This is a genomic window from Deltaproteobacteria bacterium (assembly GCA_016178705.1).
Classification (GTDB): Bacteria; Desulfobacterota; Binatia; order HRBIN30; family JACQVA1; genus JACOST01.
On the sequence record JACOST010000033.1, the window covers coordinates 19744 to 46262 of the forward strand.

Annotated in this window: 21 protein-coding genes; 10 read left to right on the forward strand and 11 right to left on the reverse strand. The window is 64.1% G+C overall.

The features are described 5' to 3' along the window. Position 1: 1 nt before the first annotated feature. Both HYR72_26065 and HYR72_26070 read right to left on the reverse strand, forming a co-directional pair. Positions 2 to 586, reverse strand: coding sequence for a class I SAM-dependent methyltransferase (locus HYR72_26065; GenBank protein ID MBI1818464.1), 585 nt, complete (start codon positions 584 to 586; stop codon positions 2 to 4). Positions 587 to 643: 57 nt separating this feature from the next. Then, positions 644 to 1282, reverse strand: a complete 639-nt coding sequence (locus HYR72_26070; protein ID MBI1818465.1) for a TetR/AcrR family transcriptional regulator — start codon at positions 1280 to 1282, stop codon at positions 644 to 646. Between the two features lie 145 nt (positions 1283 to 1427). Here HYR72_26070 and HYR72_26075 point away from each other — a divergent pair, with 145 nt between their 5' ends. The 5 genes from HYR72_26075 to HYR72_26095 all read left to right on the forward strand — a co-directional run bounded on the left by HYR72_26075 (position 1428) and on the right by HYR72_26095 (position 9422). After that, positions 1428 to 2450, forward strand: coding sequence for a ferritin-like domain-containing protein (locus tag HYR72_26075; protein MBI1818466.1), 1023 nt, complete (start codon positions 1428 to 1430; stop codon positions 2448 to 2450). A gap of 408 nt (positions 2451 to 2858) precedes the next feature. After that, on the forward strand, positions 2859 to 3287 hold the full coding sequence (locus tag HYR72_26080; GenBank protein MBI1818467.1) for a DUF4326 domain-containing protein: 429 nt from the start codon (positions 2859 to 2861) through the stop codon (positions 3285 to 3287). A 244-nt stretch (positions 3288 to 3531) separates the two neighbouring features. After that, complete coding sequence (gene ilvB, locus HYR72_26085; GenBank protein MBI1818468.1) at positions 3532 to 5418, forward strand: biosynthetic-type acetolactate synthase large subunit; 1887 nt, start codon at positions 3532 to 3534, stop codon at positions 5416 to 5418. A 255-nt stretch (positions 5419 to 5673) separates the two neighbouring features. After that, positions 5674 to 8343: a pyruvate dehydrogenase (acetyl-transferring), homodimeric type gene (aceE, locus tag HYR72_26090; GenBank protein MBI1818469.1), complete on the forward strand. Its 2670-nt coding sequence runs from the start codon at positions 5674 to 5676 to the stop codon at positions 8341 to 8343. A 113-nt stretch (positions 8344 to 8456) separates the two neighbouring features. After that, positions 8457 to 9422, forward strand: a complete 966-nt coding sequence (locus tag HYR72_26095; protein MBI1818470.1) for an OmpA family protein — start codon at positions 8457 to 8459, stop codon at positions 9420 to 9422. 45 nt (positions 9423 to 9467) lie between these two features. Here HYR72_26095 and HYR72_26100 read toward each other — a convergent pair whose 3' ends face one another. From HYR72_26100 to HYR72_26125, 6 genes are all read right to left on the reverse strand, one after another. Then, positions 9468 to 11225, reverse strand: coding sequence for an alpha/beta fold hydrolase (locus HYR72_26100; protein ID MBI1818471.1), 1758 nt, complete (start codon positions 11223 to 11225; stop codon positions 9468 to 9470). A gap of 262 nt (positions 11226 to 11487) precedes the next feature. After that, the gene (locus HYR72_26105; protein ID MBI1818472.1) at positions 11488 to 12186 is read right to left on the reverse strand and encodes a carbonic anhydrase; all 699 of its coding nucleotides are present in this window, start codon (positions 12184 to 12186) and stop codon (positions 11488 to 11490) included. Between the two features lie 159 nt (positions 12187 to 12345). Then, on the reverse strand, positions 12346 to 12741 hold the full coding sequence (locus HYR72_26110; protein MBI1818473.1) for a hypothetical protein: 396 nt from the start codon (positions 12739 to 12741) through the stop codon (positions 12346 to 12348). Positions 12742 to 12905: 164 nt separating this feature from the next. Next, a complete protein-coding gene (locus HYR72_26115) occupies positions 12906 to 15302 on the reverse strand; it encodes an arylsulfatase (GenBank protein ID MBI1818474.1) in 2397 nt (798 codons plus the stop codon). A gap of 24 nt (positions 15303 to 15326) precedes the next feature. Further along, positions 15327 to 16100 (reverse strand): DUF4239 domain-containing protein, encoded by a 774-nt coding sequence (locus HYR72_26120; protein ID MBI1818475.1) that lies wholly within the window; start codon positions 16098 to 16100, stop codon positions 15327 to 15329. A gap of 8 nt (positions 16101 to 16108) precedes the next feature. Continuing rightward, complete coding sequence (locus HYR72_26125; GenBank protein MBI1818476.1) at positions 16109 to 17203, reverse strand: DUF481 domain-containing protein; 1095 nt, start codon at positions 17201 to 17203, stop codon at positions 16109 to 16111. Positions 17204 to 17381: 178 nt separating this feature from the next. Between HYR72_26125 and HYR72_26130 the strand changes: the two genes are divergently transcribed. Next, positions 17382 to 17816 (forward strand): cytochrome c, encoded by a 435-nt coding sequence (locus HYR72_26130; protein ID MBI1818477.1) that lies wholly within the window; start codon positions 17382 to 17384, stop codon positions 17814 to 17816. 32 nt (positions 17817 to 17848) lie between these two features. Here the strand turns inward: HYR72_26130 and HYR72_26135 are convergent, their stop codons facing one another. After that, positions 17849 to 19222, reverse strand: a complete 1374-nt coding sequence (locus HYR72_26135; protein ID MBI1818478.1) for an alpha-L-fucosidase — start codon at positions 19220 to 19222, stop codon at positions 17849 to 17851. Between the two features lie 108 nt (positions 19223 to 19330). Here HYR72_26135 and HYR72_26140 point away from each other — a divergent pair, with 108 nt between their 5' ends. The 4 genes from HYR72_26140 to HYR72_26155 all read left to right on the forward strand — a co-directional run bounded on the left by HYR72_26140 (position 19331) and on the right by HYR72_26155 (position 24147). Continuing rightward, on the forward strand, positions 19331 to 20341 hold the full coding sequence (locus HYR72_26140; GenBank protein ID MBI1818479.1) for a methyltransferase domain-containing protein: 1011 nt from the start codon (positions 19331 to 19333) through the stop codon (positions 20339 to 20341). 104 nt (positions 20342 to 20445) lie between these two features. Beyond that, positions 20446 to 21123, forward strand: a complete 678-nt coding sequence (locus HYR72_26145) for a response regulator transcription factor (protein ID MBI1818480.1) — start codon at positions 20446 to 20448, stop codon at positions 21121 to 21123. 2 nt (positions 21124 to 21125) lie between these two features. After that, positions 21126 to 22523: a HAMP domain-containing protein gene (locus HYR72_26150; GenBank protein MBI1818481.1), complete on the forward strand. Its 1398-nt coding sequence runs from the start codon at positions 21126 to 21128 to the stop codon at positions 22521 to 22523. A 94-nt stretch (positions 22524 to 22617) separates the two neighbouring features. Then, positions 22618 to 24147: a DegQ family serine endoprotease gene (locus tag HYR72_26155; protein MBI1818482.1), complete on the forward strand. Its 1530-nt coding sequence runs from the start codon at positions 22618 to 22620 to the stop codon at positions 24145 to 24147. A 166-nt stretch (positions 24148 to 24313) separates the two neighbouring features. Here the strand turns inward: HYR72_26155 and HYR72_26160 are convergent, their stop codons facing one another. Then, a complete protein-coding gene (locus HYR72_26160) occupies positions 24314 to 25219 on the reverse strand; it encodes a polyphosphate kinase 2 family protein (GenBank protein ID MBI1818483.1) in 906 nt (301 codons plus the stop codon). Positions 25220 to 25413: 194 nt separating this feature from the next. Further along, on the reverse strand, positions 25414 to 26514 hold the full coding sequence (gene ydiK, locus HYR72_26165; GenBank protein MBI1818484.1) for an AI-2E family transporter YdiK: 1101 nt from the start codon (positions 26512 to 26514) through the stop codon (positions 25414 to 25416). Positions 26515 to 26519 lie beyond the last annotated feature (5 nt).

Here is a 26519-nt window from a genome sequence, read left to right on the forward strand (position 1 = left end):
TCTACCGGGCTCGTCGAGCGATGACGATCCACAACGGATCGGCGTCCACTGGCGAGCGATCGAGGAACTGCGGTGCGTCATAGCCGCCGGCGAGTTGGAAGTAGGACGCGACGAGTCGCGCGCGATCGGTCGCGTCGAGCGTATGCCAGGCCGCGATCGCTTTGGTGGGAAACAGGCGGTGCGACATCGCCACCGCGCAGAATCCGCCCGGCTTCAGCGCGCGGTACACCGAGGCGAACACTTCGATGGGACGGGTGAGGTACTGCACCGACACCGCGTTGATCACGGCATCAAATGTCGTGTCGGGGCAGGGGAGTTCGGGTGCGATGTTGAGGTCGTGAACGACGAAGTCGCTGAGCTGTCGGTTGCGCGCTAGTTCGGCGTGATTCATCCCGAGGCCGGCCACGCGCGCGTACGTGATCTCGGGAGGTAGATGCGAGATCCACGACGACATCAGGTCGAGCACGCTGGCGCCGGCGGGAATCAACTCGCGGTACACCTGCGTGAGCGCGGCGATGGTGGCGTCATCGATGTGGGTGACGAAGCGCGGTTCGCGATAAAACTCGCCGTCCGGCGATTCGTCCATGCGCCGGAAGAACTCAGGCGGGTAGGGTGTCTCCGGCACGCGCGCGTCTTCGTCGGGCTAATCGCGAAACAGGAAGCGCGATACCATGTCGGAGACGGCGGCCACCGCCGCGTCCGTATTCGCCCCCGGGGCGCCGAGAACGAGCCGCGACGCGATCCATTGGATCGCGGAGTGAATCACGAATGCGGCGGCCTCGAAGTCGCGCACGCGCAGCTTTTGCGTCGACTTGAGCGCCACGAACAATTCGAGCATGGCGGTCCGTACGCGCGCTTCAATGGCTTCGACCGCGCGGCGGAACTGCGGATCCTTGAAGTAGCGCTCCCACACGATCCGTTGCATGCCGGGGTTGAAGGTCTGCGCATGGAACAACGCGTCGATGAGATTGCGCACGCTGGTGCGCGGATCGGCGTTCCGCCATAGCGCCGGGTCGAGGCTGCGCACGACGTAGTCGGCGATCTCGTTGGCGGTGCCGTCGAGGAGTTCGAGCAAGATAGCGCGCTTGTCCTTGAAGTACGTGTAGACGGTGCCGACCGCAATGCGAGCGCGGCGGGCGATCTGGGCGGTGGTAGTTTCCTCGTAGCCGCGCGCTTCGAAGCACGCGATGGCCGCCGTCAAGATGCGTTCACGCGTACGGCGGCTGCGCGCCTGTTGCGGCGTGCGCAGCGCGGCGACTTTGAGGCGGGCGACGGCTTTCACGCGCGCGACCCTACCACGCTTCGGTGCGTGGGCAAAAAGTGAATTCGAGGTCATATTCCCGTTGACTAGAAGCTGGCGGTGCCGTACCGTTGCCGTCATCACCCTCCGGTCGGGCCTCCCGCCGGGTTGAAAAAGGAGTTCGCCCATGGCTACTGCCGCCGCCGCTACCATCCAAGGCATCGACAACTTCGATGCCGAGTTGGAAACCATCCTGACCTCGTTCGACACTAACTACGCGTGGAACTACGGCAGTGTGAAAGCCGGCCTGCGTGACCTCTACGAGAAGGCGAAGCGCGAACAGTGGAACGGCACGCAACAGCTGGCGTGGGACACCCCGGTCGATCCCGAAGGCGAGATCATTCCGCAGTCGTTCAATCCGCTCGAAGACTACGCGCCGTACAAGAAGCTCAGCGCCAAGCAAGTAGGTCACTTCCGTCATGCCCAGATCGGCTGGCAACTGTCGCAGTTCATGCACGGCGAGCAGGGCGCGCTGATCGTCGCCTCGCAGCTGACCGGCGCGGTGCCATGGATGGACGCCAAGTACTACGCCGCGACCCAGACGATGGACGAGGCGCGTCACGTCGAAGTGTTCAGCCGCTATCTGCGCGAGAAGCTCGAGTGGGAGTGGCCGATCAATCCCAATCTCAAGAAGCTGCTCGATCTGATCATTTGCGATCGCCGGTGGGACTTCAAGTACCTCGGCATGCAGATTCTGGTCGAGGGTCTCGCCATGGCGGCGTTTGCCAACATGTATCAACTGGCGCAGGAGCCGCTCGCCAAAGAACTCGTCCACTACGTCATGAAGGACGAGTCGCGCCACGTCGCTTTCGGAGTGATCTCGCTCAAGGACTACTACGTCGACATGCCGGAAGTTGAGTTGCGCGACCGCGAGGACTTCGTCATCGAAGCCTGTCAGCTCATGCGCGATCGGTTGCTCGCGGATGAGGTGGCGCAGTACATGGGCTTCCCCCTCAGCGAGGTGCGCCAGATCGTGCTCAACTCGCCGGTGATGAAGATGTTCCGCCAAGCGCTGTTCGCCCGCGTGGTGCCCAACATCAAACGGCTGGGACTGCTGACCCCGCGCGTTCGCGCGGCGTTCGAAGCGCTCGAGATCATTCAGTTCGAGGAATTCGATCCGGAAGCGCAAGACCGCGCCATCGGTTTGTAGCTGGTCGCCCTTCGTTCGTGCCTTTCGCCCCATTCGGGGCTTTTCCTTGCCTCGTGTCGGCAGACCCACTAAGGATGGACGGGGTCATGAAGCACGACTGCGTCACCAACAAGGGTAGCGGGTATGGACGGCGGCGCCGAGGCGCTTGACCACGAGACCTCGCTGATGATGGCCCGCCGGGTGCGGGCACAGTATCGGCGCTGCTGGCGTAACGCCGCGCGCGCGGTTCGCCACCTCGGCGAGGGCGCCTGCTACGTCGAGGGCTGGGTGGTGGTGCACCGGGCCGATCCGCTCGTCATCGAACACGGCTGGTGCGAAGTCGACGAGCGCATCATCGACCCGACCTACACGCCGTACGTCAGCACGCTGGAGCCGCCGCTGGCCTACCATCCGGGTATGCGCTTCGACATGCTCGCGGCCGAATCCGCAGCGCACGAGCGGACCCTGCCGATCGCCAAGGTGCGTCGCACGTTGGAGTATGAGACCGCGTTCGACGCCGCTTGGCTCGATGCCAGCCGGCGCGTGGCGCGTGAACCGTGCGCGCCAACGCGGGTGGTGAATTGCCGGCGTGAAGCCTCCGACGTCTTCATCGGCCGGCCTTCGAAATGGAGCGGGCCATATCATTTCGGGCGCGATGGCAGCCGTGCCGATGTGCTCGCCAAGTATCACCAGTGGTTGATCCGCCAACCGCTGCTGCTGCGCGAAGTCTTCCGATTGCGCGGGTTGGCGCTCGGCTGTGATTGTGCGCCCGAACCGTGTCACGGTGACGTGCTTGCCGAGTTGGCTGACGCCGGCACCGAACATGCCCGCGACGGATCGGGTGATTTACCCGAGTGATAGTGCTCCCTGAGTGGTCGCAAGGCGCTCGGGAGCCCCTCGATACGCAGCCCTCGATACGCAGCCTTCGGCTTCTACTCGGTCCTGCTACTCGGGGAAACGGATATTTTTCGTCTCCCAATACCCGTTTGCCCGAGTAGATCGCATAGCGATCGTATCGCGGGTCAGCCCGTTCTGATTGGCAACGGCTGATGATCCGCGCTACATTGCGCGCCTGGCTAACGCGCCGTAAGGAGCAATGGTGATGACACCCCTCAAGCCCGTTCGGGCCTCGAAACGTTCCGCCAACGAATCCGCGCAGGTTGTGCCCGCGCACGAGCCGCCCGCCGTGTCCCACCCACTCGCCGGGACGACGATGAAGGGCTCGGACATGATCGTTCAGGCGCTCGCGGACGAGGGCGTCGATACCATCTTCGGCTACAGCGGCGGGGCGATTTTACCGACCTACGACGCGATCTTTCGCTACAACCAATCGCACGCGAAGGACGACGAGATTCGCTTGATCGTGCCCGCCACCGAACAGGGCGCCGGCTTCATGGCGGCGGGATACGCACGGTCGAGCGGCAAGGTCGGCGTGTTTCTCGTCACCTCCGGTCCCGGTGCAACCAACGCCGTCACCCCGGTGCGCGATTGCCAAGCCGACTCGGTGCCGGTGGTGTTGATTTGCGGCCAGGTGCCGCGCGCGGCGATGGGCACCGATGCGTTCCAAGAAGCTCCCGTGTTCAACATCATGGCCGCGTGCGCCAAGCACGTCTTTCTGGTCACCGACGAAACCAAGCTCGAAGCGGCGATGCGCAGCGCCTTCGCCATCGCTCGCAGCGGCCGGCCTGGTCCGGTCGTGGTCGATATTCCGCGCGATGTCCAACTGGCCGAAGGACCATTTCGCGGTTCCGGGCTGCTGCCGTTGCGCGGCTACGACGAACGGATGGACGCGCTCAGCCGCGCCAGTTTGTCGGCCGCCGATGCCGAAGCATTCTTCGTGATGCTGGCGGCCGCCGAGCGGCCGCTGCTGTACGTCGGCGGCGGTGTGAACAACAGCAACGCGGCGGCCGAATTGCGCGCCTTCGCTGCACGCTTCGGCATTCCCGTGGTCACCACGTTGATGGGCATCGGCGCGGCCGACACCACCAGCGATCTCTCGCTCCACATGCTCGGCATGCACGGCACCGCCTACGCCAACTACGCGGTCGAGGACTGCGACTTCCTGTTCGCCATCGGCTCGCGGTTCGACGATCGCGTCGCCGGCAAGGTGAAGGAGTTCGCGCCCAACGCGACGATCGCCCACCTCGACATCGACGACTCCGAGATCCGCAAGGTCAAAAACGTCGACTGGGCGCACGTCGCCGATGCCAAGCGCGGGCTGACGCAATTGATGCAGTTCGGCGCCGACTTCAAGAAGGATTTCGGCCGCTGGCGCACACACGTCAACCAGCTACGCCAAGCGCACCCGCTCAACTACAACCGCGACACTGATCGCATTCAGTCGGAGTACGTGCTGTCGCAGCTCAATGAGATCACCCGCGGCAACGCCATCGTCAGCACCGGCGTCGGCCAGCATCAGATGTGGGCGGCGCAATACCTCGACTTCATTCACCCACGCACCTTCCTCACTTCAGGTAGCATGGGGACCATGGGGTTCGGCTTGCCCGCGGCCATCGGCGCGCAACTCGCCAATCCCGGCAAGCTCGTCATCGATGTCGATGGCGACGGCAGCATCCGCATGAATCTCGGCGAATTGGAGACGCTCACCACCTACGACATTCCGGTCAAGGTGCTGCTGCTCAACAATTTAGGCGACGGCATGGTGCGCCAGTGGCAAGATCTGTTTTACGCCAACCGCTACTCCGGCACCGACAAGACGCTGCACAAGAAAGACTTCGTCAAGGCGGTCGAGGCCGACGGCTTCCAGTTCGCACGCCGCGTCAGCGAGATCGCCGATGTGCGCCAGAACTTGGAAGACTTCATCAGCTTTGCCGGCCCCGCGTTCCTCGAAGTGCTGGTCGATCAGAACGCGCACGTGTATCCGATGATCGGGCCCGGCATGGGCTACAAGGACATGATCACCGGTAAGTACATCGCCGGCCGCACGGCGGGACCCACCAAGACGGAAGAGCCGGAAGGGTATTTCTGAGCGGGCGCGCATTCGCGAGATCCGAGTGTGGCGAGGGTTTTGTTACGCTAAAGGTCAGACTCGTGCTCGTGAGTTGTGAAGGGCGAAGATTGCTCTCGCCCTGAGACTCTGCGCCACCGCGCCTCTGCGTTGAGTTCTCCTTCCGCCCTACTCCGCGCTCGTGGTTCGCACGACCGCTCGCCTTGCGCCTTTGCGTTGGATCTCTTCATCCGCGACGCACCTTGGCGTCACTGCCACGCATGATATCCTCACCGCATGGACATCATGCCGGAACGCGACGAGGTGGCGGCGCAGATCGCATCGAAGTGGATCGAATCGCTCGACGAATTGATCCAGGCTGACGGCGCGAAGCGCGCGCGGGCGTTGCTCGCCCGCCTGATCACGCACGGCTACCGCCGCGGCGTCATCGCGCCGTTCGCCGCCAATACGCCGTACATCAACACCATCCCGGTCGAGGATCAGCCGCTATATCCGGGCGACCGCGACATCGAGCGCCGCATCAAGAATCTACTGCGCTGGAACGCCGCCGCGATGGTGGTGCAAGCGAACAAACACTCCGGCGGCATCGGCGGCCATATCTCAACCTACGCGTCACTGGCGACGTTGCTCGAAGTCGGCTTCCATCACTTCTTCCGCGCGCACACCGACAGCGAGAGTGGCGACTTCATCTACTTCCAAGGCCACTCGGCGCCGGGAATTTATGCGCGCGCATTTCTCGAAGGACGGTTGTCGGAGGAACAGCTCGGCAACTTTCGCCGCGAGCTGGCCCCCGGGGGTGGGCTCTCGTCGTATCCGCATCCGTGGCTGATGCCGGATTTTTGGGAGTGGCCTACCGTGTCGATGGGACTCAGTCCGATCCTCTCGATCTACCAGGCGCGCTTCAATCGCTATCTCGCTGCGCGCGGCCTCGCCGACACCAGTCGGAGTCAGGTGTGGGCGTTCCTCGGCGACGGCGAAATGGACGAGCCCGAGAGCATGGGCGCGATCACGCTCGCGTCGCGCGAGCATCTCGACAATCTGAACTGGGTGATTAACTGCAACCTCCAACGCCTCGACGGTCCCGTGCGCGGCAACGGCAAGATCATACAAGAACTCGAGGCGGCCTTCCGCGGCGCGGGCTGGCACGTGATCAAAGTGATCTGGGGAGACGACTGGGACCCGCTGCTGGCGCGCGACAACGACGGCGCCTTGGTGCAGCGCATGGGCGAGGTGGTCGACGGTGAGTATCAGAAGTATGTGGTCGAGTCGGGTGCGTACATTCGCCAGCATTTCTTCGGCACCGATCCGAAACTGCTGTCACTGGTGGAGAACCTTACCGACGCGAAGCTGCGCCGCTTGCGCCGCGGCGGCCACGATCCCGAGAAGATCTACGCCGCCTATCAGCAAGCGGTGGAATACGTCGGTGCGCCGACCGTCATCCTCGCCAAGACCATCAAGGGCTACATGCTGGGCGCCGCCGGCGAGGGGCGCAACATCTCGCATCAGGCGAAAAAGCTGAGCGATCAGGAGCTGCGCGAGTTTCGTGATCGTCTCGGCGTGCCGATCAGCGATCGCGATTTGCTGGGGATGCCATTCTACCGGCCGCCCGACGATAGCGAGGAGATCGCGTATCTGCGCGAGCGCCGCAGTGCGCTTGGTGGCGCCGTGCCGCGACGGGTGATCCGCTCGCAGCCGTTGGCTCCGGTGTCGCCGCAATTGTTTGAAGAGTTTCGCGCCGGCAGCAAAGGACGCGAGGTCGCCACCACGCAAGTGTTGGTGACGCTGTTGCGCCATCTGATGAACGATCCGGTCCTGGGGCGGCTCATCGTGCCGATCGTGCCCGACGAAGCGCGCACGTTCGGCATGGACTCGCTGTTCCGCAAGTTCGGCATCTACGCCCAGCAAGGTCAACGCTACGAACCGGTTGATTCAGACATCGTTGCCTACTACCGCGAAGCGACCGACGGCCAACTACTGATGGAAGGCATCACCGAAGCCGGTGCGATGGCATCGTTCACCGCCGCCGGTACGGCGTATGGCGCGCACGGCGTCAATACGATTCCCTTCTTTCTCTTCTACTCGATGTTCGGCTTCCAGCGCATCGGCGATCTGATCTGGCAGCACGCCGACGTGCGCGGCAAGGGGTTCCTCATCGGCGCGACCGCTGGCCGCACTACGCTGGCGGGCGAGGGCTTGCAGCATCAAGACGGGCACTCGCATCTGCTCTTCAGCGTCGTGCCGACCGTGCGTGCGTACGATCCAGCCTACGCCTACGAGATCGCGGTGATCGTCGAGGACGGCATCCGCCGCATGTACGTCGACCGCGAGGACTGCTTCTACTACGTCACGGTCATGAACGAGGCCTACGAGCAGCCGCCGATGGCCGAAGGTGTCGCCGACGGGATCATTCGTGGTCTTTACAAAGTGAGTGCCGCGCCCGATCCGAGCATCGGTCCGCGCGTCCATCTTTTCGGTAGCGGGGCAATCTTGCGCGAAGCGTTGCGGGCGCAGGCGCTGCTCGCAGAGCGCGCGGTGGCGGCCGAGGTGTGGAGCGTGACGAGCTACACCGAGCTGCGCCGTGACGCGCTTGCGGCCGTGCGTCACAACATGCTGCATCCGCTCGACGCGGCGCGCGTGCCGTACATCACGCAGGTGCTTGGCAACGAACCGTGGCCGGTGATCGCCGCGTCGGACTACATGAAGATCGTGGCCGACCAAATCGCACCGTTCGTGCCCGGGGGCATGCGGGCGCTCGGCACTGACGGCTTCGGCCGCAGCGAGACCCGCGAAGCGCTGCGCCGGTTCTTCGAGGTTGATGCCGAGTCGATTTGCGTCGCGGCCCTGCACGAACTCGCGCAGCGCGGGCAGGTGGAACGCGACGCCGTCCAGGCGGCGATCGAGTCGCTCGGCGTGGATCCCGACAAGCCCGACCCGATGCGCAGTTAAAGCGCGACGGCGCTCCGCTGCCTGGTATTGCACCCCGGCTCCGCATGCTGGTAAGAGTGCGCTCGCGCTGCCGTGGGGGTAACGCGGACGAAACCGGACGCAGGAGGACAAGCATGAAGAACAGCTTTTCGCGGCTTTCGATGGCTGCCTTGGTGCTGGCGGCTGCTTCCAATTGGGCGGTCGCAGGTGATGGCGTGGTGGCGGGTGTCGATTTGGGATTCGCCGCCCCGGTCAGCAGTTTCAACAACAAGGCGAGCGTCGGCGGTATGCTCAGCCCGTTTGCGGGGTACATGGTGAACGACTACGCCGGGATGATGGCTCAGGTGCAGGTGGCGGGTATGCCCAACGACTCGCGCCCCGCAGGGGTGCCGTCGAGCGACCAAACCTGGGCGCTGGGCGCGCACGCCGGTCCGCGCTTGGCATTGCCGCTCAAGGACGTCGAACTCTACGGGACATGGCAGGGCGGTGTGTTCACCGGCCTAACCGCGCACACGCCGATCAGCCGCACGTCGTGGGGCTACTCGACCGGTGGCGGTGTGAATTTTCGCATGACCGATCAAATTCTGCTGGGCTTGGTCGGCCGCTACAATTGGCTCGATCAGCATGTCGGCAGCCACAACGTGAAATATGTGACCGGCGGCGTCAGCGTGACCTACAACGTTGAGGCACCATCGGCACCGCCGCCCGCGCCGCGGGTGGTGGCGCAAGCGCCGCCACCGCGCCCGGCGCCGGCAAAGAAGAAGATCGTCCTGCGCGGCGTGAACTTCGATTTCGACAAGTCGGTGATTCGCGCCGACGGCAAGCCGGTGCTCGACGAAGCGATCGCGACCTTGAAGAAGGAAGGCGGCGTCGCCGTCATCTCTGAGGGATACACCGACAGCAAGGGAACCGACGAGTACAACCAGAAGCTCTCCGAACGCCGCGCGCAAGCGGTGCGAGACTACTTGGTGAAGGGTGGGATCGCGGCCGACCGGATTCGCGTCGAGGGCTTTGGCGAGACGCACCCAGTGGCGAGCAACGACACCGATGATGGGCGCGCGCAGAATCGCCGCGTCGAGCTGCGCATCCGCGGCGAGTGAGCGCCGGCCGTTAACCTTCGGAATCAGCCGTGGCGCGCATCCGCGCTACGGCTGATTCAAATGTTGGTACAGCAGGCGCCGGACTTCCTCGATGGTTTCGGGGACTGCTTGCGTCGAGTGACTGGAACGGACGATCAGCTCCGAGGCGACGCCGTCGATGTGGGCGCTAGTGTACTTGACCACCCCGTCGTCGCCCTTCTCCGGTGGCCCATCGCCCTGCACCGCGATGATCGAATGCGCGTCCACGCCGGGGGCGATCGGCAGCGCAACCAGTGTCTTCAGAAACGGGTTGGAACCCTTCATGTTGTCGATGCTCGTCGGCATCGTGAATGCCGTCTTCAATGCCCCGGCAGCCTGCAACTTGACCATGCTGACGCCGACTTTGGTGATGTTGCCGGGCAGACTCACCAACTTGCGAGCGATGTTGCCGAGGAAATTGTCGGCCAGGAAGCTGCCGCGATGTGGCGTGGCGATGAAGATCACCTCTTTGACGAAGGGCAGCGGTTCCACAAACAATGATCGGCGGATCAGATCGCGGGCTTCGGGATCGAGATCGGCTTGCTCGAACGGCACGGTGCTGATGTTGTCCCAGAAACGGGTCCCGCTACTCACGGCGGTCATCTTAGTGAGCAGCCCGCCCTGGCTGTGTCCGATGATGACCATCTGATGTAGCGCCGGATCCTTCCCCTCGGGGTCCAGATCGTTCACGGCGCGCTGGAGCGCCTCGCGTAAGCGCATCGCGGAGTACGCGACCGGATTGCCGGTGTTGTAGAGGAAGAACCACAACTGATAGCGCTTGCCGAGTACCGGATCGCCGAGCAACTCGTTGGCCATCTCGGCCCACCGCGCCGGGCTCGATGCTGTCCCGTGAACAAAGACGACGGGAATGCGCCCCGGATGAAACGGGTGCAGCATGAGCAGATTGTCCGCCGCCTCGAGACTGAAATCTCCACTGCGAAATCCGGCGATCTCGAAGTCCCAGAGTGGCGCTCCTTCGAGCGCATAGGCGAGCGTCGACGTGGTTTCGGACTCGAGCGGAATCGTCACGTCGCCAATCTGCACGGTGGCGCTGGTCTCGGCATCGAACAACTGAATCGTGCCGTGCAACTCGCCGGTACTCATCGCCAGTCGCGGGTTGTCGAATCGCACCAGCGCGGTCACCGGCACCTTGGCGCGTGGACCGATCCATCTGTCCACGCGCTCCTGCCCGGACTTTGATACCTGCGCCGCCAGCGGCGCGCCGATGCCGCGCCGGCGATAGCGGTTGCGCAGGCCGCGCACTTCGAAATCGGCGAGCGAGGTGAAGTGATCGAGCCGGTAGCCGCCGTAGGTGAATCCAGAGCGATCATCATCGAGATACAGGGTTCCAAACGGCAACGACACGGTGCGCGCGTTCAGATCCACCTCGTCGCCCTTGCCGGTTGCCAAGCCGGAGGTGATGCCGCGGTTGTACAAGTCCATCGCGGTGCGCAGCCGCGGGTCGAAGCAGCTCGGCCGCGACTCGGGATTCACTGGAACTAAGAACGCCCACGCGTACGCCGCTGACGCGAGATAGTACGAACGATCGCCGCTGCGCTCGGCGCAGTCAAAAGACAATTCTGCGAGTGCAAACAGGCGGTCGGCTTCGTCCGCTTGCCCCAAACCCGAGTGCAGCACGCCGATCGTTGCGACGGGGTCTTTCGCAAATCGTTCGGAGAGATTGAGACGGTAGAGAAACTGCTGCGCCGGTGCGCCGGGCTCTCCGGTGGTGAGGACATTCGCGGTGAGCGCACGATTCGCCTCCTCGGGACGTATCCGCTTCACCCCGATCGGCGTTGCGCAACCGGTGACCAGTAGGATCGCGGTGAGTCCGATCCGACCGAGCCACCTTGCACTCCGTGTTGTCCGAGGCTTGTGCACCTGTGCCTCTCTCTCTCCCGTAGTGCCAGAAACCAGTTCCATAGTGGGTACGTCTCGCCCGCGGGAGCCGCCGTCTCTATCTCATCCTCTAATGGGTTCAAAGCGGCTTGCGCGCGACGGTAGCGGCCCGACGGACCCGGCCGCGCGGTCTCGCGGGCGGTCGCGGTCAGTTCTCCAAAAACGTGACCTTGCCCGTCGCCACGTCGTAGATTCCGCCGACCAGCGCGACCGTCCCGTCATCGAGATGTTGCTTGAGGTACGGGCTGCGCTCGCGGAGTTCCTGCATCGAATGACGCACGTTCAACTCCGCGGCTCTGGTGACGCAGGCATCGTCCCTCGAGCTGCTGCAGCTCGCAGCGGCGACGGCGGGGCGGATTTTTGCGAGCAGACCGGTAAGGTTGCCCAGTTTCACATCGTCGATTGCGCCCTTGACGGCGCCGCAGTTGGTGTGCCCGAGCACGACGATGAGCTTGGTGCCCACCTTGACTGCGTATTCGAGGCTGCCGAGTTCATCGTCGTTGACGACGTTCCCGGCCACACGGACGCCGAAGACATCGCCGAGACCCTGATCGAAGACGATCTCAATCGGCGCGCGGGAGTCCATGCAGGCGAGGATCGCTGCGTACGGAAACTGTCCGGACGCGGTCGCCACGACCTTGGCCGACCAGTCGCGTCGCTTCGTCGCGTTGGTGACGAAACGGATGTTGCCCGCCTTCAGCCGGTCGAGCGCCATCGCCGGCGTCATCGCGGCTTGCGACTCCTGCGTCTGGATCTCGGGTTTCGCGGACGCCGGCCCTCCCTGTGCGGCAAGTTGGCTCGCGAGGGCGAAAACGCAAAGACTGACCGCGAGTGCGCGGCGCTTCATGCTTTGGGTCATACCTTTTCTCGATCAACCTTGAACGGGGAGAAAGCTTCACGAAGGCACGAAGGGCACGGAGAAAACTCAAGGCTCATGAGTCCCACACGCCCATCCTTCGTGGTCTTCGTGCTCTTCGTGGTGAACTCCTTGTCGCTTTGAGATGGCTTACTTCACCGAATAGCCCCGCCCATCCATGCACGCGGCGAAGGCGCGTTGATAGGTGTTGGTGGTCTCCGCCGCGGCCGCCTGCTTCTGCTTCTTCGACCCCCGGCGTCCGGCAACGCCGCCGACCACCGCGCCGGCGCCGGCGCCCTTGCCGGCGTTGCCGGCGATCGCACCGACCGCGGCACCGACGGCCGCACCCTTGGCGGCACCTCCCACCGTACCGCGCGCGTTGCTGCCCAGCCCCTCTTGCTGTTTCGGGGCGTTTGGATCGATGCCGGTCTGGCCCTTCGCCCAGCGCCCGCACTCGGCAGTGTCGATGTCCTGTTGCTGCTGGCTCTGCCCTTTTTGCGGGTAGACGAAGACCTGCTGCGCGGACGCCGTGCCGACCAACACCATCGCCGTTACCGACAACCAGGCTGTTGTGACTTTCATTAACTTTCCTCCCGTTGCGCGTGCATGCCACAGATTTGTATTGGAAGCACGAGGCGTGACGTGCGCTGCTCGATCTTGTTGGGGCCAACGCCGCCAAGCGAAGGTTCGAACGCGCGGAAACCCGGCACTCACTCGGACAGGCCGGCCGCGGCTTCGCCGGCCTTTAGTGTCTCCTCGTCGTCGGCGCTCAACGGCTCCGGGGTTAGGTCGATCGTCACCTGCTTCAAATCGCCGGTGAACTTGAACGGTACGTGGTAGTCGTCGCTGACCGGCGTGCCGGTGTCTTCGCCGCAATCGAGTGTCTCGTCGAGCGAGAGGCGGAACGGTAGCGTGCGTTCGATGCGGCCTGCGCCGACTGGTTTGCCGTCCACCAACATGGTGCCGGCGCCGCCCTTGCCGAGGCCGCCGTCATACTTGAAGTCGAACACGATGGTGTGCGTGCCCGGAGGCAGCGTGTCCTTGCCGGTGATGTTGTAGTGAGCGACGCTGGCGAGGTTGTAGTGGAACACCGGCTTGCCCTTGAGCAGGTAGAACCCCCAACCGCTGAAACGTCCGCCGTGAGTGAGCAACATGCCTTCGGCGCCCCCTTTCGGAATTGCGACCTCGGCTTTGATCCGGAAAGATTTGTTCTTTGTATCCGGCGCGGCGCCTTCGGGAATGCGTACCAGGCCGGGATAGTAGGTGAACTCGTCGCGCCCACGCGTGAGGCTCGGGCGGTTGGTCACGTCGAAACGTTCGACTCGACTGTTGTCAATCGGCAGCACGTTGTACTTGGCCGCCTCCGTCCAAAAGAGATCCTGCAACTCCTTGAGTTTCGCCGGCTGCGTGTCGGCGAGGTTGTCGGCTTCGGAGAAGTCGTCGTTGCAGTTGTACAGTTCCCACTTGTAATCGTTGATATCGATCGGCTTGGCGATCGAGACCCACGGAGCAATCGGTGGCGTGGTGCAGGCCACCCAGCCGTCGTGGTAGATGCCGCGGTTGGCGAACATCTCGAAATATTGTGTCGTGTGCTTCGACGGTGCCTTCGCGTCGTCGAACGAATAGACCATGCTCACGCCTTCGATCGGTTTCTGCGCCACCCCATTGATACTCGTCGGCGCCGGCACACCGGCGGCTTCGAGGATGGTCGGCATGATGTCGATGACGTGGTGGAACTGCGGACGAATGCCGCCCTTGTCTTTGATGCGCGCCGGCCACGAGATCACCATCCCGTTGCGTGTGCCGCCCCAGTGCGAGGCGATCTGCTTGGCCCATTGGAACGGTGTGTCCATCGCGTGCGCCCACCCGACCGGATAGTGGTTGAAGGTGTTCGGACCGCCGAGCTCGTTCATGCGGCGGAGGACTTCTTTGAAGTCCTCCGGAATGGCGTTGAACACCGTCATCTCGTTGAGCAGCCCGTTCATGCCACCTTCGGCGCTGGCGCCGTTGTCACCCTGGATGTAAATGACCAGCGTATTGTCCAACTCGCCTTGCGCCTCGATGGCGTCGAGGATGCGACCCATCTGGTAATCCGCGTGCGCGAGCGCGGCGGCATAGACCTCCATCATGTGCGCCGCGACCTTCTTGTGGTCGGCGTCGAGTGAGTCCCACGGGGGAATCCCCTCCGAACGTGCAGTGAGCTTCGCGTTCGGCGGGATGATGCCCATCTGCTTTTGCCGTGCGAAGGTTTCTTCGCGTTGCTTATCCCAGCCCTGATCGAACTTGCCCTTGAACTTGGCGATCCACTCCTTGGGCGCATGATGCGGCGCGTGCGCGGTGCCGGGCGCGTAGTAGGCGAGAAATGGTTTGCCGGGGGCTACCGCGTGTTGCATTCGAATCCACGCGATGGTGTGGTCGGCCATGTCCTTGTCGAAGAAATAATTCTTGTCGTCGTGCGGCGGCTCGATCGGTTTGGTGCCTTCGAAGAGTGCCGGATTCCACTGGCTGGTGTCGCCGCCGATGAAGCCGTAGAAGTATTCAAAGCCGAGCCCCGTCGGCCACAGATCGAACGGTCCGGCCTGGCTGTTTTGCCAGTCGGGCACGTTGTGGTTCTTGCCGTACCAGGACGTGTTGTAGCCGTTCTGCTTCAGGATCTCGGCGAAGGTCCCGGCGCTCTTCGGTTGCAGGCTGTTGTAGCCGGGAAAACCTGTGGCTAATTCCATGATGATGCCGGTGGCGGCGCTGTGGTGATTGCGCCCGGTGAGTAGCGCGGCGCGCGTTGGCGAGCACAGCGCGGTGGTATGGAACTGCGTGTAGCGCAGGCCGGCGTTCGCCAGCCGGTCCATCGTCATCGTCGGAATCGGCCCGCCGAACGTCGACGACGCACCGAAGCCCACGTCATCGGTGAGGATGAGCAGGATATTCGGCGCGCCCTTCGGCGCCTCGACCGGCTTCGGGAAGTCCTTGACGGACTCCTTGACCGTGCGGCCGATCTTGCCGCCGAATGGAGGTTCGGGCCGCGGCAGCACGTCTTGCGCAGACAGCTGCCGTGTGAAGATCATGCTCAGCATCAGGCTGAGGGCGATTCTGGTCACGATTCCGTTCATTTGATGTTCTCCTCGCGCGTCGTGCTACTTCATGCTCTCCCGCAGATCGACTAGCACTTGATCGAAAGCGTCGATGCGGATCAAGCCCAGGCGCGGGTATTCGATATCGAGGATGACGTACACCGCGACGGCCATCGCGGCCGCGAACGCGAGCATATGCGTCCAACTCCGCGTCGGGCTGCCGGCCATGCTGTTGCCGGCCAGCAGCGCACTGGCCAGAATGAGTACCACCAGCATCACGAAGATGATCACCGGTGGATGAATCTGCGCCGCCATGGTTCGGGTGGTGGTGATGTCGATCATTTGGTTCAGCGCGGGCAGCACCAACATGGCTGCGGGAGGCCCGGCGGCTTGGCAAGCAGCGACCGACTGGGTCCAGATCTCACCCTGCAAATTTGAGGCGGTCGCCAGCTCCTCCTTCGCCGCTTGGAGGTCCGGCAGCTTCTGATACACCGCGAGTCGTGAATGCACATAGCGCCGGAAAGTCTCCCGCAGCGCGGGCTGGAGGTTGGCCGGGAGCAAGTCGAGCCGGAGATAGGCTGTGCCGATCGCGTTCGCCTCGTCGGCGATCAAGTGTCGCCGACTGTCAAATCGCGATGCTGCGCCGGAGAAGGTAAAGGCAATCACCAGACCCATCAAGCCGAAGACGGCGCCGTCGATGGCGCCGAGGCCGGTCGCGGCTTCCGCCGACAGTTTCGCCCGCCGCCGGCCGATGCGCCGGCCGATTTCCAGCGACAGAACGATTGCGGCAAACAGACCGAGGGCCAGCACTACAATTGAAACAGCGGGGTCATCCATCGGCTATCTCACCAACCCACCGACAGCCCCAAGGTCAGAAACAGACTGTTGCGCTTCGACCCGGCGGACGGCTGATTGTTGTACTCGTCGCGCAGCACGAATTTCGCGCTGATCGGATCGATGAGCGGAGCGGTCAGCCCGCCCTCGGTGCGCAACAAGTACGCCGTGGTGAAATTGTCGACGGCAGGCAGGTAGTCCAATCGCCAGTCGAAGTGGGCGCGGTAGGGGAGGTAGTAGCCGGCAAGCGCGCCGAAGGCGATGGCGTAGTAGTCACGATCCGCGCCGCCGAAGTATTTCTCGTACACCCACGAAGGGCCGACTTCGCCTTGGAGGAAGTTGCGCCGATCCGGGTCGAGCTGTTCCTGCCAGAACACATAGCCGACACCGGCCTTGGGGACGCCGCGGATGCTCAAGTGCTGAATGCCGTCATACGTCGCATCGCCGGATGCAAACCCGTACACGCGCGGTGTGAAGCTGTAGTCCTCACGGATCAAACCGAGCAGTTGATCCTGCGTGGTGCTCTTCGATTTCCCCTGCGCCTTCTCGGTGCCGTAGCGATAGCTGGTGCCCAAGGTGAACTTGGTTGGGTCCTTGGTCCGCACCGTGCTGAAGCCGAGCAAGAACCCGGTGGTGTCGGTGGTGCTCTGCTGGACGTTGACACCGACGTCGAAGTTGCCGTCCCAATAGCGCCAGGCGCTGCGCATGCGATCGGTGAACGATGGACCGCCGCCGCCGATCGGGATGCCGGAGTGAATCGTCGCGACGTCTATCGACGTGTCACCGACGGTGAGTTTGCCGGCGCTGAATCCCTGCAGCCGGCCATCGCTCTCTCGGTCCTCGCCGTGCAGCATCTGAAAGGGCGCATCGGTCTTGAGGTCCTGGATGTTCTCCCACTTGATCGTGAGCGCACCGGAGCCGTACTCGGGCTCGATCGTAATCCCAGCACCGGTCACGGCGGTAACCTTGCCGCGCAGCACGGTTCCTTTCGACGTGACTTCGTCGGCGATCGTCGCGGTCGCGTGCCCGAGCACGACGGCCAAGCCAATCGCCAGTGCGTTGCACCATCGGCCGTGTGCGGCCGAACGCTTCTGACGTATCACCATCTCTCCTCCTTCTGATCGTCGCGGCGGTAATAGCGGATTTGTCCGACCGGGAAAATCGGCAGTGCGCGGCAATCGTGTGCCGAGCAATCTTTTCAGTTGCACTCGCGCCAGCGACTACGGTAAAGAGCGCCCGAGTCAGAGCTGCCAATACCGGCTGCAAGAAAGAGGGAGGTTGACGATGATGAAAGAATCCCTATTCGCGTTGCGCAACGGCTGTGTAGTGCTTATCGGTGTGCTGCTTTGTACCGCGCCGGCGTGGGCGGCGAGTTCTCAATCCCTGGAAGGCGGCAAGCGGCTATACACGAAGAACTGCGGCTCCTGCCACGGGCGCGACGCCAAGGGTGATGGCCCACTCGCCTCGACCCTCAAGACCAAGCCCGCTGATCTCACCTTGTTGGCGAAGAAACATGGCGGTCAGTTCCCGTACATGGACGTGGTCGACCTCATCGACGGCGCGTCGTCGTCTCCCTCTCATGGCGGCGCCGAGATGCCGGTGTGGGGCGAGACGTTTCAGTCGGACACGTCGAGCGGTGGCAACGCCATGGATCAAGCGATGGTGCGCGGCCGGCTGATGCAGCTCACCGACTACTTGCGCTCGATTCAGGCGCAGTAGGCGCCGCGCTGCAGTGCCGAGCTTTGCCCGGCTCATGGCGCTGCATCCAAAGAGAACCGCAGCGCGAAGGCCGGCCCCGTCGGCATGTCGCCGGGGAGTGCGACACCGAGATCGGCGCCGCGCGACTGCCAGCGCAGCGGCGCGCCGTAGCCGAGCAAGCGAACTTCGGTTGTGTCGGCGAGCCCGAGATCCTCGATTGTGATCTCGCCGCCGGCAGGTTTCCCGAACACGATGGCGTAGACATAGCTGTCACTGCGTGTGAAGCGAATCGCGGTCCCGTCAGTGGTGCGGCCATCGGCCTTGCGCCAGGGGCGCGTGCCGTAGATCGCCTCGCCATTGCGCCGCAACCAATCGCCGACCGCTAGGAGTCGTGATGCCTGCGCCCACGGCACCAACCCGTTTGCCGTCGGGCCGACGTTGAGGAGCAGGTTGCCGTTCTTGCTGGTCACGTCGGCGATCATGTGCACGATCTCTTCCGCCGTCAGCAAGTAATCGTCGGACTCGGCGCGATTGAATCCGAACGAGCCGCCGATGCCGCGGGTCGACTCCCACTTGTTCTTCAGGATGCGATCGAGCACCGCGTACTCCGGCGTCACGAAGTCGTGATGCTGCCCGCCTTCACCGGCGCCCAGCATGAAGCGGTTGTTGATCACGCCATCGGGGATGCGGTTGTAATAGTCGGCGAAGAGGCGGGCGGGCTCGGCCTTCTCGGGGTAGCCGATGTCGTTCCACAGCACCGCCGGTTCGTAGCGCTCGATCAACTCGCGCCAGTGCGCGTCGGCGTAGCGCGCGTACTGTTCGCTTTGTGGGATGGACCCGAGGAAGCTTGCCATGCTGTCGATCGGCAGGCCGTGAAAGGTCCAGTCGATGCCGCCCGAATAGTAGAGGCCCATGCGCATGCCGCGCGCGCGGACGGCGCGCGTGAGTTCGCCGACGAAGTCACGCTCGGCATGCCAGTGTTGGCGATGCGGGTTGAGGTGCCGGGTCGGCCACAACGTCACACCGTCGTGGTGTTTGGTGACGAAGACCACGTAGCGTGCGCCGGCGCGGGCGAATAGTTCGGCCCACGCTTCGACGTCGCAACCGCGCGCCAGCTCCATGAACTGCGGCACGAAGTGCTCATACGGATAGTCCGCGCCGTAGGTCGCGCGGTGATGCGCCTGCGCCGGACTGCCGTCGATGTTGATCGAGTTCCAGTACCACTCGGCGTAGGGCGTGTGCTTGAACATCCGCGCCACCGATTCCGCGTTGCCGAGATCCACATCGCCGATGCCCTGCTTGTTCGGCGGCGCGAACGCCGGAATCGACGACACGCTCCAATGAACGAAGATGCCGAACTTGGCGTCGTGGAACCACGCGGGCACCGAATGAGTGGCGAGTGACTCGATGGTGGGTTGGTAGGCCATGGGCTTGTCTACTGTTCGGGACCGTCTGGATGCAAGCGGCTCGGCGCGGTTGCGCGCAACTGCGCACGGTTGATTGTCGCAGCCATCCGCATTCGCTAGAAGAGGCGCATGGACCATGACGAACCATCTTTCTCTTTGCTGTGGGAAACGTTCTCGGGCTATCAGCGCACCGCCGTCCTCAAGGCCGCCGTCGAACTCGACATCTTTGCGCAGATCGCCGGCGGGGCGGTGACTATCGACGCGCTGGCAGCGCTCTGTCGTGCGGCACCGCGCGGGTTGCGCGCACTGCTGAATCACTTGGCCATGGACGGGTTTCTCACTCGCGATGGAGAGCGCTACGGTCTACGCGCGACGGCAGCCGCCTTCCTCGATCGCAACTCGCCGGCCTACCTCGGCTCGGCGATCGGCTTCATCGCCTCACCCATGATCATCGAAAGCCTCAGCCATCTGACCGACGCTGTGCGCCGCGGCGGCACGGCGATTCCGGACGAAGGCACGCTCGCACCGGAACATCCCGTGTGGGTCGAGTTTGCGCGCGCTATGGCGCCGCTTGCGGGCATGACCGCGGGACTCCTCGCCAACCTACTCGACGTCGAGCAGGCGCCAGGCTGGAAGGTGCTCGACATCGCCGCGGGTCATGGCATGTTCGGCATCACGCTCGCCCGTCTCAATCCTAACGTCACGGTGACCGCGCTCGACTGGAAGAAAGTGCTCGCGGTGGCCAACGAACACGCCCGCGCTGCCGACGTGAGCGCTCGCTTTCACACGCTCGCCGGTAGCGCCTTCGATGTTCCCTTCGGCGACGGCTACGATCTCGTGCTGTTGCCAAACTTCCTCCACCACTTCGATCCGCCGACGTGCGAGCGGCTCCTCATCAAGGCACGCGCCGCCCTGGCTCCGGGTGGCCGTGTGGTCATCGTCGAATTCGTTCCCAACGACGACCGCTCGGGTCCGCCCGATGCCGTGCGCTTCTCGCTCATCATGTTGGCAAGCACGCCGAGTGGCGATGCGTACACCTTCGCCGAGTACCAGACGATGCTGCAGCACGCCGGCTTCGCCCGGGTAACGCTGCACGAGCTGCTCCCGTCTCCGGCTCGTGTGGTGATCGCCGAGCGCTGAGCCGCGCGCACTCACGAGGTGCCTCTCAGCCGTGGCGCGAGGGGCGGGAACTCGGCTATCTTACATGCGCCGCTCCGTTGCCAAGCAGCGGGGGCGCCTTGCGTATGCGCATCCTAGTCGTCGAGGACGAGAAGAAGGTCGCCAGTTTCATCCAGCGCGCACTCACCGCCGAACACTACCGCGTCGACGCCGAAGGCGACGGCGAGGCGGGCCTCGCGCGCGCCCTCGCCGGCGATTACGATCTCGTGATTCTCGACATAATGTTGCCCAAGCGCGACGGACTCGCGGTTCTGCGCGAGCTGCGAGCGCGCGGCAGCACGATACCGGTGATGCTCCTCACCGCGCGCGCGGCACTGTCGGACAAAGTCTCCGGCCTCGATCTCGGCGCTGACGACTACCTTGCGAAGCCGTTCGCCATTGATGAACTGCTGGCGCGGGTGCGCGCCATCCTGCGCCGCGGAGCGCCGGCCGCGCCGCCGATCTTGTCTGTTGCCGATTTGTCGCTCGATCCGGCGACTCGCCGGGTGACGCGGGCCGACCGGCTGATCGAGCTCACCGCCAAGGAGTACGCGCTGCTGGAGTTCTTTCTCCGCAATCGCGGTCGCGTGCTGAGCCGCTCCCTCATCGCCGAGCACGTGTGGGGAGTCAGCTTCGACACCTTCACTAACGTCATCGACGTCTATGTGAACTACCTGCGGCGCAAGATCGATGCGGATTTCACGCCCAAACTTCTGCACACAGTGCGCGGTGCCGGCTATGTGCTGAAGACGCGCGAGGGGTGATCGTGTCGCGCGTCCGCAGTCTCCGCTTTCGCCTCACGTTGTGGTACACGGCGGCACTCGCTGTGCTGCTGGCGCTTTTCGGTGCGACGGCGTTGGTGTTGCTCGATCGCGGCCTGCATGACGCGGTCGATGCCTCGCTCGTCACCGTGGCGCGCACGGTCGCCGAATCGAGCCGCGACCAACGCGGGGCGGATGTCGCCGGTGCGCTGGATGCGCTCCTGGGTCCGGCGCTCGCCGAGCGCTTCTTTGATCTTCTCGATCCACTCGGTCGTCCCGATCCGCGTCTCGCGCCGCCGAGCCGGTCCCATCTGCCGCTCAGCGTCGAAGCCCTGCGCAATGCCGAGCAGGGGCGCGAAACGTTCGAAACCTTAGCCGTGCCCGGTCTCGCGGCGCCGCTGCGGTTGCTGGTGTTCCCGATCATCGAGCGTGGGCAGATCGTCAACCTCGTGCAGGTGGCGATGTCACTCGACACGGTGAACGCCGCCCGCTCGCGCTTCCTGCTGATCCTGGCCGCGCTGGCACCGCTGGCGCTCGGCGGCGCCGCGGCGGGCGGCTGGTTTCTCGCCGGGCGTACGTTGGCGCCGGTTGACGCGATGGTCGTCGCGGCGCGCCGGATTGGCGCCGAGGACCTGTCGTTGCGGATTCAGCACGACGGCGCCGACGATGAGCTAGGCCGTCTGGCGCACGTGCTCAACGACATGCTCGCGCGTTTGGAGCGCTCGTTCTCGACCGCGCGCCAGTTCAGCGCCGATGCCGCGCACGAGCTGCGCACGCCGCTGACGATCTTGAAGGGCGAAATCGAAGTGGCGCAACGCTCCGCGCCGGCGGCCGCTGAGCACGCGCCGGTGCTGGAGAGCTGCCTCGAAGAAGTGGATCGACTGATCGCATTGGTCGAGGATCTGCTGTTCCTCGCGCGCGCCGACGCGGGAGCGGTCGCCTTGCCACGCGAGCCAGTCGATCTGGCGGCGCTGGTGGCGGATGTCGCGCTCGGCCTCGAAGTTCTCGCCGAGCGCGCCGGTATGGCTTTGAACGTGAGCGCGTCGTCAGCCGTGCGGGTGCTGGGCAGTGCGCCGATGTTGTTTCGCGTGATCTTCAACCTCGGCGACAACGCGGTGAAGTACGCGGGAGCCGGCGGTCGGGTACAGATCGAGACGCGGGCGGCCGGCAACCGCGGCATGATCGAAGTACGTGACAACGGTCCCGGCATCGCGCCGGAAGCGCAGGCACACATCTTCGATCGGTTCTATCGCGGCGATCCGGCGCGCGAGCGCGGTGGCAGCGGACTTGGTCTCGCACTCGCTCGCTCGATCGTGCTGGCGCACGGCGGCGAGCTTACGGTCGACAGCACGCCCAGCGCAGGCACGTGCTTTCGCGTGTCGTTGCCGCTCGCCGATCGATGAGAAAATTCTAATCCGCGCCTTATCATCCTCTCACTTCGGAAGCTTACTGTTGCCGTCGAAGCGACAGGATACTTCCAGCAGAGAGGAGAACGATATGGACGCGAGATTGATCAGGTTGGGTGGGGGGCTCGCTGCCCTGGCGATGGCGGTCGGCGGTTTCGCCACCGGCCGCCTGACCCGAGCCGAGGCCGCATCGGTGATGCCGCAACCACGCACTGAAGCCGTCGGCAGCACCGAACCGATATCGGCGAAGGACGACGACGCAGTTGGTTCCTCGCCGCGACGCGAAGGCCTGCCGGCGTTTGCTTCGTTGGTTGAACAGGTCTCACCCGCGGTGGTGCACATCAAGGTGATGGCACTCATGAACGCCGCCGAGCGGGAACCGGGATTCGGCATCCCGCCAGGGTGGCGCGGCGAAGGCAACCCGTTTGGCGATGACGGGCCATCCGGTGGATTTCAGTTTCCGGGCCCGCCGCCGACTGGCCGCCAACGCGGCCAGGGGTCGGGCTTCATCATTCGCAAGGACGGGATCATCCTCACCAACAATCACGTGATCGAGAAGGCCAAGGAGATCACCGTCACGCTGAACGACGGCCACGACTTCAGTGCGACGGTTCTGGGTCACGATCCCAAGACGGATCTCGCGGTGCTGAAGATCGAACCCAAAGGTGATCTCTCCGTGGTCCGACTCGGTGACTCCGATGCGCTCAGAGTCGGCGAATGGGTGGTCGCCATCGGCAATCCGTTCGGACTGAGTCACACCGTCACCGCCGGCATCGTCAGCGCCAAAGGCCGCGCGATCGGCGGACCGTACGATCATTTCATCCAGACCGATGCCTCCATCAATCCAGGCAACTCCGGTGGGCCGCTGTTCGACGAGCGCGGCAACGTGGTCGGCATCAACACCGCGATCTTCAGCCAAGGCGGGGGCAACATCGGCATCGGCTTCGCGATCCCGATCAACCTGGCAAAGCAACTCGTGCCGGAACTCGAAAGCACGGGACGCGTGACGCGGGCGTGGCTCGGGGTGACGATCCAACAGATCACACCGGAACTCGCCGAGTCGTTGGATGTGGAATCGGGTAATGGCGCGCTCGTCGCGCAAGTCGCCGCCGACAGCCCGGCCGCGACGGCTGGGATCAAAGCCGGCGACGTCATTACTTCCTACGACGGCACCGCGCTCGACACGCATGCGTCGCTGCCGATGCTGGTGGCCGCGACAACGGTGGGCAAGACGGTTTCGGTGGAAGTCCGCCGCAACGGCAAGACGAAGACGTTCGATGTGACGGTCGCCAAACTCGTCGATGACGTCGCCGACAACGATGCGCCGCCGGCTCACGGCAAATGGGGATTGATGCTGCGCGAACTCACCGCGGCGGAACGCGATCGCCTGCACCTCGAGGCGAACCAGGGCGTCATGGTCACCGGTGTCGCGCCGGGAAGCCCTGCTGCGGAAGCCGACATCCACGCCGGCGACGTCGTCCTCGAAGTGAACCGCCAACCGGTCGGATCACCCGACGCACTCAAGAAGGAGGTCGGCAAGCTGGCGGCGGGTAAGCCTCTCCTCCTGCTGGTCCATCCCGCCGACGGCAGCGATCACTTTGCCGCGCTCGCGGCGCGGTGAGCATCCGAGTGATTGTACTCGGATGAACGGGGGGCAGTCCGATCGCGGACTGCCCCTTCTGCTTTCGGGTGGGCCCTCCGGACGATGCTGCCGACATCGCCACGATGGAAGTCGCCACGACGAACGGTTGCGACGGGGCGTCTAGCGCAGCCGAGGTTGCGTGGGCTTATTTCTCGGCGAGCAGCGTCTTCTTCACGGCGGCCAACTCCCGCCGCTGCTGCTTGCCGACCTTCGGGTAACGTAGGCCGAGCGAGGCCAGCGCATCGATGATGGCCGCGGCTACGACCGCGCGCGTAAACCACTTGTTGTCCGCCGGCACGACATACCACGGCGAATTCTTGGTGGCGGTCGCGCGAATCATGTCCTCGTAGGCCGTCATGTACTCTTTCCAGTGTCCGCGCTCGCGCACGTCGGCGGCGGAGAACTTCCAGTTCTTCTCGGCCGTCTCGATCCGTTCGAGAAAACGCTGCTTCTGCTCGTGGCGCGAGACATTGAGAAAGAACTTGCGGACGACGACGCCGTTGTTGTTGAGATAGCGCTCGAAGGCGCGGATGTCGCGACACCGGGTGTCCCAGATGTCCTTGGTGGCGAGCGCCGGTGGGAGCTTCTGATGCTGAAGCAATTCCTGATGCACGCGGACCACGAGGACCTCTTCGTAGTAGGAGCGATCGAAAACGCCTATGCGGCCGCGCTCGGGTAGACACTTCATCGTACGCCAGAGAAAATCGTGGTCGAGATCCTCGGCCGACGGCGCCTTGAAGGAATAGACCTGGCAGCCCTGCGGATTGACGCCGGACATCACGTGTTTGATGGCGCCGTCTTTGCCGGCCGCGTCCATCGCTTGAAAGATCAGCAGCACGCTCCAGCGATCCTGGGCGTAGAGCATGTCCTGCAGCTCGGCGAGCGCCTGCACACCGATCTGCAGCGCCTCCTTGGCGCGCGGCTTGTCCTCCGCCCCGAGCCACGCGGTGTCGCCGGGGTCCATGTCCTTGAGGCGAAATCTCTTGCCGTCGGTGATGCAATACGGTCGTGCGAGCTTGCGCGCGATCTTGACGATTCGGTCGCGTTTCATTCGGCGCCTACCGCGTCACGCTCGGTTCGAAACGTAGTCCACGTCTATGGCCCACTTGCTGTGCCCGCCACTGTTGTGTCTCGCAAATGTCTGTAGCATGCGATCTTCTCTGAAGCGTAGGGGCGATGCATGCATCGCCCGCCGTCTTGTCCGCAATGGGCCACGTCAATTCGCGGGCGACGTATGCGTCGCCCCTACACGGACGGGAGGCTTGGCGACGGCGACGGCCCTTGCTCATCAGAGGGCGTGCTCTCGGACACCCAGTCGACGAGCAGCGTGTACGCCACGGCAAGAACCACCGGCCCGATGAAGAGCCCGATGATGCCGAAGGCGAAGAGTCCACCAAGCACGCCCGCGAAAATCAACAGCAGTGGCAGATCGGCACCCCGCTTGATCAGCATCGGACGCACGAAGCTGTCGAAGGTGCCGCAGAAGATCGCCCACACCAGCAAGCCGCTACCCCACACCGCGCCGCTCGTCGAGTACACCCAGATCACTGCCGGGATCAGCACGAGTCCGGGTCCCACCTGCGCGATGCAGAGCATGAACATCACGGCAATCAGAATCGTTGCGAACGGCACACCAACAATCGCGAGCCCAATTCCGCCGAGACCGGACTGGAGAATCGCTGTGACGACGACACCGAGCGCGACGCCGCGAATCGCCTGGGCCGCGAGATGCACCGCGTTCTCACCTTGCGGCCCCGCGAGGCGCCGCGCGAAACGTTCCGCGCCGCGCGCCGCCGTCTCACCGTTCGAATATAGAATCGCAGCGATGACCACCGTCAGCAGGAACTGGACAAGCAGCAGTCCGATGCTGCCCACCTCCGCCACGAACCAGACTGCCACGATCCGCGCATAGGGGGCGAGGCGTGCGGACAGTTCCTCGGGAGCCGTGGCGGCGAGCTGCTGCCAGCGGTCCGCGAGCTTCGCACCAACCAGTGGAAGTGTTGCGACCCAGGCGGGAGGTTGTGGGATGGTGAGCGTAGTTTGCGTCTTCGACCAGTCGGCGATCTGCCGGGCGCCTTGCACGATGGTCTCGATGCCGAAGTAGAGCGGCACGACTAGAATCAGCAGCAGCGCAATGGTCATCACGGCGACAGCCAGAGTACGCCGGCCGCCGAGCCACGCCTGTGCGCGCAGTAGTAGCGGCCAGGTGGCAATGACGATCATGGCCGCCCACGTCATCGCGACCAGGAACGGCCGCACAATCCAGAAGCTCGCCGCGATCAGGACGCCGAGGGCGAGCAACTGAAGCGTGGCACGAGCGAGGTCTGGCGAGCGATCGGTTTGCATTCGCT